The organism is Psychrobacter sp. Marseille-P5312 (genome assembly GCF_900291405.1).
Taxonomy (GTDB): domain Bacteria; phylum Pseudomonadota; class Gammaproteobacteria; order Pseudomonadales; family Moraxellaceae; genus Psychrobacter; species Psychrobacter celer.
In genome coordinates this window covers 418,986-431,214 of the sequence record NZ_OLML01000001.1, presented here as the reverse complement: position 1 = coordinate 431,214, position 12,229 = coordinate 418,986, and the positions used below count along the sequence as shown (strand labels likewise).

Genomic DNA, 12,229 nt, shown 5'->3' with positions numbered 1-12,229 from the left:
ATTGTTGTATTTATCTATCGTTGTATTCGTCATGATTGACTGGAAAACAATGATTGATTAAATAAGTTTTGCTAGGGCTTCTGAGGCGCGTTTGATGTCCAAAAAGATCAAACCGAGCTTGGCGTTTGGCTTGGCCATGATGGTCAATACCGCTTCATCGCCTGATGAGGTCATGATGACATAGCCTTTTTCGCCTTGGATCATAATACGATCGATACTACCACGCGCCAGCTCGCGACCTGCACGGTCACCCAATGACAATAAAGCGGCTGACATAGCGCCAACACGGTCTTCATCAACGCCTGATGGTAGGGCTGATGCAATCATCAGACCATCGTTAGAAATTAGGGCAGATGCTTCGACATCGGCAGATGAGCTGTTTAGGTCTTCCAAGATTTGCTGGAACGAATCTGTACGCATATCACTTTCTCTATGACGGGTTATTGAATGGATGAGATCACTATCAGCGACACTAAAAAGGACTGAAGCAAACGCTGATCATTATAAACCCTTACTACTTATATTGATATATGTTACAGCAAACAAATGGCTGGGTTCTGCTACTTTTTGACCGTCTAGTTGTCATTATCAACCTTTTATCTGTTTTCTTTAATTTTAAGACGAACTAAAGTTGGCAATAGGGTTTTATTCTCTCTATTTGGCTCAGCCACTTGCAATCAGACAGTAGGCCTGTAGCAATTTTTGTTTCATTTACCCAGCGCTTTACTTTATGTTCTCAATGCCTAACAGCCTGCGTAGCGGCCAGACAAACGAATAATTTATACAAAAAACGTTGACCATAACTTTTCATGATGGTTATATTTACTAGACTTATACCCCAAAAAAATGATATATAGTTATACGATAGAAACGGTCATTGCTACTGAGCGTCTTGTTCAGGCGTCACATTATCCCGCTTTTCTACTCCCACGAGCCTCTATATACCGCAGTGTATAGGGGCGATTGTAGTCTTACATCAATGTCCATAATCCCCTTCGTTTGTTGCCATACGACGCGACATCGATGTAAATAAACACGTCCACCATTTTTACCCTAAGGAACCTATATGAGTATCAGTCAGGCCATCGAAAAAGTCGAAGCGCGTTACGCCCATCAACCTGAATTTGTCCAAGCCGTAAAAGAAGTGGCACTGACTATCGCGCCTTTATACGATGCCCATCCTGAATTTCAAAAAATGAAGATATTCGAGCGTTTGGTTGAACCAGATCGTATTATCTGCTTTCGCGTCAACTGGGAAAATGATAAAGGTGAAGTACAAGTCAACCGCGGCTGGCGTGTCCAGTTCAGCAACGCTCTTGGCCCTTACAAAGGCGGCGTACGGTTTCATCCAACCGTCAACCAGTCAGTGCTTAAGTTTTTGGGCTTTGAGCAAATTTTCAAAAACGCTTTGACAGGTCTGCCGATGGGCGGCGGTAAAGGGGGTGCTGATTTTGATCCTAAAGGCAAAACAGACAGCGAAATTCGCCGCTTTTGCTATGCGTTTATGCGTGAGCTACACCACTATGTCAATAAAGACATCGATGTGCCAGCTGGTGATATCGGTGTCGGCGGCCGTGAGGTCAGCTATATGTTTGCCATGTACAAAAACTTAACGCGCGAATACGGTGGCGTGTTGACAGGTAAGGGGGTGGGATTCGGTGGTAGCTTGATGCGTACAGAAGCGACAGGCTACGGTGCGGTGTACTTCTTAGAAAACATGCTCGCTGCTCAAAACGAGAGTATCGAAGGCAAAAAAGTACTGGTGTCAGGGGCAGGCAACGTCTCGCTCCATGCCGCCGAAAAAGCCTGCATGCTAGGCGCGACAGTTCTGACGGTCTCCGACTCACAAGGGACGCTCTATGATGCAAATGGCCTAAATCAAGAAAAAATCGATTGGCTAAAAGCGCAAAAAGCCCAGAGTAAGCCACTGTGCGATTATGTCGATGTCTATGGTGGTGAGTGGTTCGCGCAGCAAAAGCCTTGGCACATTAAAGGTGATATCGCCATTCCATCAGCCACACAAAATGAAGTCAACGAAGACGATGCCAAACATATGGTCGAAAACGGCATCAGATATATCGTCGAAGGCGCGAACATGCCGCTGACAGCAGAGGCAGTCGATCATATCCGTTTGCACCGTGTGCACTATGCGCCAGGTAAGGCAGCAAACGCAGGCGGCGTGGCAGTCTCAGGTCTTGAGATGTCACAAAACTCCGTACGTCAATACAACACCTTTGAAGAAATAGATGAGCGCCTAAAGCGCATCATGAAAAACATCCATGACGGCGCGGCTGAAGCATCAGCAAACTATGGTCAAACGGACAACGGCTATATCGACTATATGGCAGGGGCCAATATCGTCGGCTTTAAGCGGGTGGCGGACGCACTGTGCGCTTATGGTATCTTAAACTAACACCTTCTGGCTGCTAAGGCACTGTCAAATACCGCACTTATCATATATAAGTGCGGTATTTTTTTGTCTGTATAAAATATTTATGAGTGCAAAGACTGGTTGTAAACTCGAGGTAGTAGACGCCGCCTAAAGTTTTTTGGATTATAAAGTATTAATTTATAAAAGTTTTTACATGTTTTACTTGAAGTTACATTAATCTATTTTTTTAGACAGTTTATAAGTAATTATCACCGATCTTTTTGACTATCATCAATTATCTCAGTGTTTATCGCACAGGTTTATATCATCAATCATTCATATCGCGGGCAAACGATGCCGCTGACAATGTCGATATATTTATCAAAGGATGAATCATGACAGTCAATAAGGAGGTCTATTCTGATGGCCGCTCAGGTATGTCGGACTTATATCCAGTGATACAGGATACGCCAAATGCTGAGCGGTTTACTTGCAGTGTTGGTCAGAATCATAACGATAATGGCCGTGAAGCTATGAACAATCGAGCGGCGCATGTCTTTGGCGATTATCCACCAGCCTCCAAACGCGCGCAGACCAGCTGGTATAAAGACCCTGTATTAAACATAAATAACCATATAAACGAGCAAGTAACCAGCCATCTACGTAGCAATGATTGCCTAAAGCCCTACCGCCAAAACACCCGAAGGGGTATGAAAAATGACACAAACAATGGCATGCAACCTGTCGGTAAATTTGAGCGGATGGAGCGTCTAGCAGGCGATGCGGTCGGTACTATCGATCAGGCGATGACTCATGCAGAGGGCGCGCAGCCGATACGCTTGAGCTTTCAGTTGATGACCCGTGCTGAGCCTACCACAATGGTGATTGCGACCATACAATCGCTACTAGCCATCAAAGCGGCCGACGATGAGATTTTAATCATAGATAACAACCATACTAAGCGTGAGCTTTATAAGCCTTTGGCAGATTTTTGTCATGGCTTAGAGCCGCATCTCAATGTGCATTTTTATCATATCGATGCGGTGGTAGGGTTTAAGTCTGGTGCGCTCAACTTGGCGCTAGGACTGATGAACCCTAGCGCCAGTCATGTGGTGGTGGTCGATAGTGATTATCAGGCGTTGCCACATGCTCGTGATGCCATTATCAGCGCGATCCACGAGTATCCTGAGCATGCTTTATTGCAGTTTCCGCAGTTTTATCGTGATGCAGATAAAGCGGATGTCCATAGCGAATTAAACCATTATTTTAATCATCATTTATATCGATCTTTTAATCGTCAGCGGGCGTTATCTACCGGTACTTACGCGGTGATACGCCGAGATGCTTTGGTGGGTTTGGGCGGCTGGTCAGGAGCATCTATTACTGAAGATGCGCAGATGGGGGTGCTGATCCATCGTATGGGTTTGTACAGTCGTTTTATACCCAAGGTGATTGCTACCGGTATATTGCCCACCACGCTGTGTGATCTGATAGCTCAACGGCAGCGCTGGGTATATGGCAATGTACAGGTGCTCAACCGTTACTTTGTTACGCCGTCATCTCTAACCGCTGATAGCAGCGCAAATACAAATGTAAGCCAGACGATGGGCGAGCGTTTGCAGTATATGCGCGCGCATTTTTCGCAGCTGAGTGCCTGGATTAATTTCACGGGAATTTTTATCGTGCTGCATGTCTGTACGCTGCTTATCGTGCTGACGGCACTGGTAATAGGCGCACAGGTGGATATGGCGATGTTGCTTACGCCCTTATATGTGGTTTATGCCGCTTATGGCGTGTTTTTGTTGCGACGGCTGTGGGCCTATGCGCAAGACCGCTCACCGCTTAATCAGCAGGTAGCTCGGCACGTTACGCCAACCTTTACCAATAAGCTACGAGCGTGGGCACTGCACCTGAACTTTTGGGAAATCGGCGCGTTGTCATGGTGGCCTGTGCTGTGGGGCCGCGACAAGCCATTTCTGTGTACGCCCAAACAGGCGGTGATTAGTAGCCGCCGCAGCGTATGGCAGGCCAATGTTTGTGCCTTACCAAAACTGCTACTCATACTTAATGTCATTACCTTAGCCGTGACCTCACCGCTATCAGCGCTGTATTCGCCTTTGTTATTTATCAGTGCGCTTGTGGTCACTGTCCTCAAGCTATGGTCAGCAAAAGTGGCTTTTGATAATTATGGGTATCCACCTGAGGTGGATGACCGCTATGCTAATGAGCATGATACGTATGACGAGATCAATAACACTGTAAACCAAAGCTATGTGATTAAAAATAATATCGCTAAAAATAAAAATACGGCTAGAGATAATATTACTAAAAATAAGCGCCCAAATAACACCGATCCAATAAAAAAATATATAGCTGAATAATAAAATAATAAATGGATGACGTATGCTGACTTCTATCAAAACCAACCCAAATGGTCATATAAAAGCTAAAACCTCTAACATCGTTATGCACAAGACATATGACTTGCCTGAGTCACCGGCGGCGTGTGAGACAACCGATGGGGCAAACATTAAAGTAAGAAGACCACTACGTATTGCCATCATCGCTCACTCGTTATATCCCATTGCCCAGCCTTATGCAGGTGGTCTTGAGATGATCACTCAGCTGATCTGTGATGAGCTGGTGGCGCAAGGCCATCAGGTGCTGCTCTACGCTCATGCGGACAGTCAAACCCATGCCACACTAGTACCCTTTATGACCCGTGATGAATTTGAAAAAACAGTTTATGCCGATGAGCATGAGTCAGTAGAGATGAGCCGCGAGGAGCTGTATCAGTATCTGGTCTATCAGCAGGCGCTGCGCGATATCATTAGCCGTGATGAGCAAGGAATGATAGATGTGGTACACAATCATAGCTTGCACCATGTGCCGATGATGATGGGGCAGGCGTTTGGCGCGCGGTTTTTTACCACGTTTCATACACCGATTTTTCCGCAGCTGCGTCTGGCACTACTGACGCTACGTCTGGGTACGCAGACTCAGTTTACGGCGATCAGTGGTCATCAGCAGCAGTTGTTTGCTGAGTTTGTGCCCTCGCATGTGGTCTATAACGGCATCGATGTCCACTCATTTACTGCCAATACAAACCCAATTGCTGATGAAGTGTATTTCTGGTACGGGCGCATTTGTCCTGAAAAGGGTACGCATTTGGCGATGGAATACTGCAAAGCGGCAGGCAAGCGCCTGATTATTGCAGGACCCAAAAGTAATGAGGAATACTTCGATGACTATGTGGCGCCGCTCTTAGAAGCCGATGGAGCGAGCGCTGCGCCGTTATTTGATTATGTTGGTCATTTAAGTAAGAAGCAAATCAACAAGCAGTTAAGCCAAGTCACCGCCATGCTATTTACCAGTACTTGGGATGAGCCTTATGGTCTGACGCTCGCTGAGAGCCTCGCTTGCGGTACACCTGTGATTGGCTTCGATGTCGGTGCCAGTGCTGAGATTATCACGCATCAGACAGGTATTATCGTACCCAAAAAGGATAAAAAGGCATTTATACAAGCGTTTGCTGACGTTCAGCATATTTCACGAGCAGCCTGTCGTGCTCGCGCTGAGCAGTTTTGTTCAGTCGCTACGATGGTCGATGGTTATCTGCGTTTATATGAGCAGGCAGTAGCGGTTGATGACAGCGATAGCATCCAAGACACGCCCTAGCGTTCTCTCCTTTTTTTCTTTATGTCGTGACTATCAATGACTGCCTTCATCTCTTAGGAGCTTTTTTACCATGCGTATCGGCTACTATGCTCATCATCACGGCTCGGGGCACTGCCGCCAAGCAGATAAGCTGGCCGCCTTACTATCACCAGAGCTACGTCAGAAAATGACGGTGTTTACCAGCTTACCGGCTGATGGTTATCGCTTTAGCAGTATAAATGATGAGCACATCGTACGTTTAGACGCTGAGGATGAGCGACCAGATGATGTGCTAGCGGGGCGAGCAGGTGAGTATTGGCAGCCAAGCTGTTTGCACTACTCGCCAGTAGGCAACAAAGACATCCAGAGACGCAGTTGGCAGCTGCTTGATGAGATACATCAGCGCCAGATTGACCTGATGATTGTCGATGTTAGCGCCGAAGTGGCTATGCTATGCCGTACCGCTAGCGTGCCTTATCTCTATGTACGGCTGGCAGGCGAGCGTGATGATGCGCCGCATTTAAACGCTTTTGCGGGCGCGCTTGGATTGTTAGCTCCTTATCCTAAAGCATTGGAGGCGGCAGCCACGCCGGACTGGGTACGACAAAAAACGTTATATCTGGATTTTTTGCCAAGCAAAGCCCAAGGTTTGCCTAGCTTTTGTGAGTTTATGGACGAGCTTATGACATTGACCCATGATGATGCTGTTCATAAACAACTGGTCGCCAGCGTCGATAAGTCTTTTATCGTTACTGTGATTAAAGGCTATGGCGGGCACGAAGCGATTGATGCCAAGTTGCCAAAGCTACGCCAAATACTACCAGACGCTATAATCGTCTCTCTTGGCCCTATCAATGATGAAGTACGGCATTGTGTCGATATTGCCGCCCACGTCGATGATGTGACGCCATTTATCGCCTATAGTCATCTGCTATTGATGGCGTGTGGCTTGAACGCAATTGCGCAGGCCTATGATTATGCCACGCCGCTTATTGTATTGCCTGATGTGCGCCCGCACCGTGAGCAAGAAGTGATGGCAGAGGCATTAATCGAACAAGGTCGTGCGCTTAGTTGGCCACAGTTTATCGCCACAGCCTCTAGTATGGATACTCAGAACCTATTGTCTTCTCTCTCCACGAATAATAAGTCAATTGACCATGAGCCGACTGCTTTGACAGATAGGCAAGCCAATTTGGCGGCGCAACGCTTTATGAATAGCATTGCTGACTATATTTCTGTAAAAGATTGGTTTGCAGAATGGTTGTTGCCGCAGTTGGACTTAAAACCCAAAAAATAAGAAATAACAAAGAAATTTATAATAATAAGAGCAAATATTTCCATGACAACGACAACCAGAGCTCAAGACGCCGCACATAACACCATTCCCGTGAGTGTAATAACGACTTGCTATGGGCGCAATCGCCATCTTTACAATCTACTTGCTAGTCTGGCGCAGGGCAGCGTCAGGCCGCGCGAGGTGGTTATTGTTAATGATGACGCCGAGGCTGAACGCCTGGCAGATTACGATTTAAATATTATTAAGATAGCAACGACTACAGCGACTGAGCATGGAGTAGCAGATAGCATGTCATTTGATATCGGTCGTAACCGTAATCTTGGCGCTGCACGTGCTAGTTATGAGGCTATGATTTTCTTGGATGTGGATTGTATCGTCGCCTATGACTTTATCGACGGGCTATATGATAAATTGCAAACGCATCCTGATGCGCTACTGATGGGACAGCCACGTTATTTAACGCGCCCTTTGACGGATGATGAAGGTAGTCAACTACAGCAAGGTCAAATGGCGTCTGACGCTTTAGACCAGCTGTCGGTATTTAACCCTTATCGTGATAATTTTACCCAACATCGCAATGACAATGTCGATGCTAATATTAAAAAAACGCAAGACTATGGCGCATTTTGGAGTCTTTGCTTTGCGATAATGCGTCATCAGTTTGAGCGGATTGGCGGCTTTGATACCGATTATATCGGCTACGGCGCTGAAGACACAGATTTTGCTTTTATGGCACGTGCTTTAGACATTGATTTTTATTTAACCAACGACGTGGTTTACCATCAGCAGCATAGCGTCTACCGGCCGCCACTCAATCATCTCGATAGCATAGTGATTAATGCCAATCGCTTTTATGATAAATGGCAACATTGGCCGATGGCAGGCTGGTTGGTAGCGTTTGCGCAGCTAGGTTTGATTGACTGGCAAGACGAGCAAACAGTACCGATTAGTATTAATCGACAGCCAAGTAGCGCTGAGATTGACGCCGCACATTATTCAGATGCGCCGTATGTGTAGACGGCTCTTAGTTCTGCTAATCCCGAGGCGTCATTAGTATCAATGAGTAGTTAGTATCAATGAGTAGTGAGTTTTGATGGGCAACTAATACTGACGGATAATCTCCACACCTGTCGGCGGCGTTGCAAGCGCTTGCCGCTCAAACGCCCAGTTATGACCTTCCCAAAAATGCGCGGTCTTATCATCATTATTAAAACCCAACATCACTATTGATAGCAGCGTCTCAGCTTTCTGTTTTTGCTGAATATGCAGGCGTGCAGACAACAGTAACCGATATAATAAAAACCCTGACGTCGGCGCAGAGGAATGAATATCAGCAAAAATAGGATAATCCGCCACTACTTTATGCTGCTCTGATAGCACAGCGCAATGTTTATCGCTATGTATTAGTTTCTCAAGCGGTTCTGGAATCTCTAGCACTCGGTTGGCCGTTATGGGGTCATCAGCGGGGTTTGGATCATCGCATGGCATGGGAAACTGATAGGCAGCATTCCCAAACAAGATGCCAAGCGGTGCTTGCTTAGTCATATCGAGTATTGCTGTCACATTATTGCTGCGAGGCGGTAGGCCAAAATGCAGTTTACTGTCACCGATTTGTCTAAAAAATAGTAGCTTTGGCAAATCTTTGGCGAGCGGATGATGGGCAAAGAAGTCTGCATGAATAAAATCATTAAATAACACCAACATATCAGTAGGCTGCAATAACGTCTCTAAGCTCGCTGTGTCTATCGACGGGTTGTTGGCGATCAATATCACACGCTGGCTTTGTATTAGCCGCGCCTGCATGATAGGCGGTAGCGCAGCAAATGCTTCTGCGGTAAGATGGCTACTACTGGTGTTTGATAATGGTTGATCAGGCATATCTGGCATATCAATATAGTTAAGGTATAGACGGTGGGTTAGGTTTTTGTCATGTGCTCATTATAGTATAGTCGATACGCTCTAAAAATGTCATAGCGCTACTGGGATGAATTTTACGCAGCCTCTGGGAACGCAGCACGCAAGTGAAATTTATACCAGTAGCGCGTTCAAATCCATAACAGTTTTACATTCAGCTAACTATATAAAGAAGAAGGTGCCTAGGCTCGTTTGAATTTTGAAAATAGAAAAAATCTGGCAATAAAGTATTGCCAGATTTTTTGTTGTGAATAGGTTTTTATAGTGGTTTGTTATACCGTCTCACGCCATCTGCCTTGTACCATGATACCTGTGATAGGGTTTAGCCCCATCTGATAAGCAAGGTCAGCAGGGCGGGCGATGTCCCATAATACCAAGTCAGCATCACAGCCGACTTCTATCTTGCCTTTTTTGGCGAGGCCTAATGCTTGCGCTGCATGCACGGTTGCGCCTGCCAACACTTCTTCAGTAGTGAGATAAAATAGTGTACAGCCCATATTCATCGCCAATAACAGCGAGGTGAGCGGCGAGGTGCCGGGGTTGCAATCGGTTGAGATAGCCATCGGCACCCGATGCTTGCGCAATGCTTCAATCGGTGGCAGCTTGGTATCACGCAGCGTATAAAAAGCCCCTGGCAATAGCACGGCTACCGTGTTGCTTGTGGCCATTTTTTTGATATCATCTTCTGCCAAGTGCTCAAGATGGTCGCTTGATAGCCCTTGGTATTCTGTTACCAAAGCGCTGGCACCTATGTTTGAGAGCTGCTCAGAATGCAGCTTTACAGGTAAGTCTAATGAGCGAGCAATATCAAAGACGCGCTTAATTTGCTCACTACTAAAGGCGATGTTTTCACAAAAACCATCGACCGCATCGATTAAGCCCTCGCTATGTAAGATGGGCAACCACTGGCAAACTTGCTCAATATAGTCATCGGCACGGTCTTTATACTCTGGCGGTAGCGCATGGGCGGCCAAATACGTGGTGCTAACATGAATGTGGTGTTTGTCGCCGAGCGCACGAGCGACTTTTAGCATTTTACGCTCAGTGTCTAAGTCCAGCCCATAGCCTGATTTGATCTCGATACTGGTCACGCCCTCGCGCATGAGGGCGAGCAGACGTTTTTCACTTTGGGTAAATAATTCTTCCTCATTCGCTGCGCGGGTGGCACTAACAGTTGAGACGATGCCGCCACCTTGTGCCGCGATATCTTGATAACTGGCACCTTGCAAGCGTGCTTCGAACTCGTTGCTGCGATTACCGCCATACACGATATGGGTATGACAATCGATAAGTCCGGGCGTGATCCAGTTGCCATGTACGTCTTTGATTCGATCGCTTTTATAATGAGTCAGATGCGGCTTGATTTGCTCATACGTACCAACCCATGCGATTTTGCCGTCTTTGATACCGATAGCGGCGCTTTCTAACTGACCATAAGGGGTGCTTTTGTTTTGACTGGCGCTTTGATTGTCACTGTAAATATCAAAGCCGTATTGCGCTGAAAAGGTGGCAAGATTGGCATTGATAATGATGTGATCAAATGAAGTCAGGATGGAGTCGTTTATATGCATTTGATCTGTAGGATTGATTGTATGAGTCATGGTGTGCTCCTGCTTATTAGTATAGATTTAGTGCAGCCATCCATAGTCCGTTTATTTTAAAATAGACAGTGCGTCGTTGGTAAAAACGCTTCTTGCGGTGGTGCTGCTGACAGAGGGTGTGCAAAATTTACTTCAGTAACCTTGTATGGTTGGTTTATTTTAAAAATGTTATAGCGTGACTGGTACAAATTTTACTCGCTTGTTGTGCGCAAGCGAGACAAAGGCTTCGCAAAATTTATCCCAGTCACTTATATCAATAGCAACCACATTTTGATTCTATATCGATTTATTTATACTAAAAGTAAATGCTGCTCGATAATAGTCGCTAAGAGGCGCGCCGCGACTTTACAGCTGCGTGCATCAATATCAAAGGTCGGGTTAATCTCAGCGATATCAGCCATTTTTACTTTGCCTGATGCCATGATACGTTTGACCGCACGCTCAACGAATGCCAAATTAATACCATAAGCGGCGGGCGCACTGACCCCCGGTACCACGCTTGCTGGCAAGCAATCCATGTCAATGGTTAAATAGATGACATCAACGTCATGGATAAAGGTCTCTATTTGCGCTGCAGTTTTTTTCCATTTCTTATTGGTGCAATCTTCGTCACTGATAATATGCACGCCTAACTGCTCAGCACGATCAAAGAGCGCAGCAGTATTAGAAAACCGACTGACGCCGATACAGCAATAGTGAAATGGCTGATCTTGTGCTTCAAGGTGCTCGGCTATTTGGCGAAAGGGCGTACCAGAGGTGGCGACATCAGACTGACGAATGTCCAGATGCGCATCAAAGTTAATAATGCCAATACGCGGCGATGCATCGTTGTTACTGGTAGCATCTGCCTGCTGTAGCGCCTGCCACAATCCCAAAAAGCTACCATAAGCGATGGCATGACCTCCACCAAGTCCGACGGGCAGGCCGCCTTGCTGGATAATTTGACTGACTTTATCAGCGTAGGTTAATTGAGCTTGCTCAAGGGTACGCTCGGCAAAATCATCATTATCATGACAATGTATGTCACCAGCATCACCTAGTAGCGTTGATAGTTGACCATCAAAGCGTTGTTGCAGCTCAGCGATGACGGGCAGCGCCGAAAATGCCTGACGAATCAAAGGCGGCGCCGCTCTGGCTCCTACGCGTCCTTGATTGCGTCTGACACCTTGGTCACAAGCGAACCCAACCAGTCCAATGCGCTGGCCGTTTTGCTGGTTGTTTTGTTGACTGCTGCTATCAAAGGTATAAGGCTGCGCTATTTGATACCAATAGCGGGCGCGCGCAGTTTCAAACGGCTCGGCACGTCCAGTCCAGCGGCTCATGTCAGCGGCGCTGTGGCTCACGGCTGTGTCAGACATTGATAGGCTCATCGCTGATTTCCTTTAATCC

9 protein-coding genes are annotated in these 12,229 nt (G+C 46.5%); 5 read left to right on the top strand and 4 right to left on the bottom strand.

The window, feature by feature from the left end:
• Positions 1 to 57 precede the first annotated feature (57 nt).
• Positions 58 to 420 carry a roadblock/LC7 domain-containing protein gene (locus tag C6W44_RS01850; RefSeq protein ID WP_105243989.1) on the bottom strand — a complete coding sequence of 121 codons (363 nt, stop codon included), beginning with the start codon at positions 418 to 420 and terminating at the stop codon, positions 58 to 60.
• 646 nt (positions 421 to 1,066) lie between these two features.
• Here C6W44_RS01850 and gdhA point away from each other — a divergent pair.
• The 5 genes from gdhA to C6W44_RS01825 all read left to right on the top strand — a co-directional run bounded on the left by gdhA (position 1,067) and on the right by C6W44_RS01825 (position 8,342).
• A complete protein-coding gene (gene gdhA, locus C6W44_RS01845; protein WP_105243988.1) occupies positions 1,067 to 2,413 on the top strand; it encodes an NADP-specific glutamate dehydrogenase in 1,347 nt (448 codons plus the stop codon).
• Between the two features lie 353 nt (positions 2,414 to 2,766).
• Positions 2,767 to 4,752 (top strand): glycosyltransferase family 2 protein, encoded by a 1,986-nt coding sequence (locus tag C6W44_RS01840; RefSeq protein WP_105243987.1) that lies wholly within the window; start codon positions 2,767 to 2,769, stop codon positions 4,750 to 4,752.
• A 22-nt stretch (positions 4,753 to 4,774) separates the two neighbouring features.
• Positions 4,775 to 6,049 carry a glycosyltransferase gene (locus C6W44_RS01835; RefSeq protein ID WP_105243986.1) on the top strand — a complete coding sequence of 425 codons (1,275 nt, stop codon included), beginning with the start codon at positions 4,775 to 4,777 and terminating at the stop codon, positions 6,047 to 6,049.
• Between the two features lie 70 nt (positions 6,050 to 6,119).
• Positions 6,120 to 7,325, top strand: coding sequence for a hypothetical protein (locus C6W44_RS01830; protein WP_105243985.1), 1,206 nt, complete (start codon positions 6,120 to 6,122; stop codon positions 7,323 to 7,325).
• 42 nt (positions 7,326 to 7,367) lie between these two features.
• Entirely contained in the window at positions 7,368 to 8,342 is a 975-nt protein-coding gene (locus C6W44_RS01825; RefSeq protein WP_105243984.1) for a glycosyltransferase family 2 protein, read from the top strand.
• Between the two features lie 84 nt (positions 8,343 to 8,426).
• On the opposite strand, the gene C6W44_RS01820 is transcribed toward C6W44_RS01825, so the two are convergent.
• From C6W44_RS01820 to hutG, 3 genes are all read right to left on the bottom strand, one after another.
• Complete coding sequence (locus tag C6W44_RS01820) at positions 8,427 to 9,203, bottom strand: hypothetical protein (RefSeq protein WP_105243983.1); 777 nt, start codon at positions 9,201 to 9,203, stop codon at positions 8,427 to 8,429.
• Between the two features lie 308 nt (positions 9,204 to 9,511).
• The gene (hutI, locus tag C6W44_RS01815; protein ID WP_105243982.1) at positions 9,512 to 10,840 is read right to left on the bottom strand and encodes an imidazolonepropionase; all 1,329 of its coding nucleotides are present in this window, start codon (positions 10,838 to 10,840) and stop codon (positions 9,512 to 9,514) included.
• Positions 10,841 to 11,130: 290 nt separating this feature from the next.
• A complete protein-coding gene (hutG, locus tag C6W44_RS01810) occupies positions 11,131 to 12,198 on the bottom strand; it encodes a formimidoylglutamase (RefSeq protein WP_105246382.1) in 1,068 nt (355 codons plus the stop codon).
• Between the last annotated feature and the right edge of the window lie 31 nt (positions 12,199 to 12,229).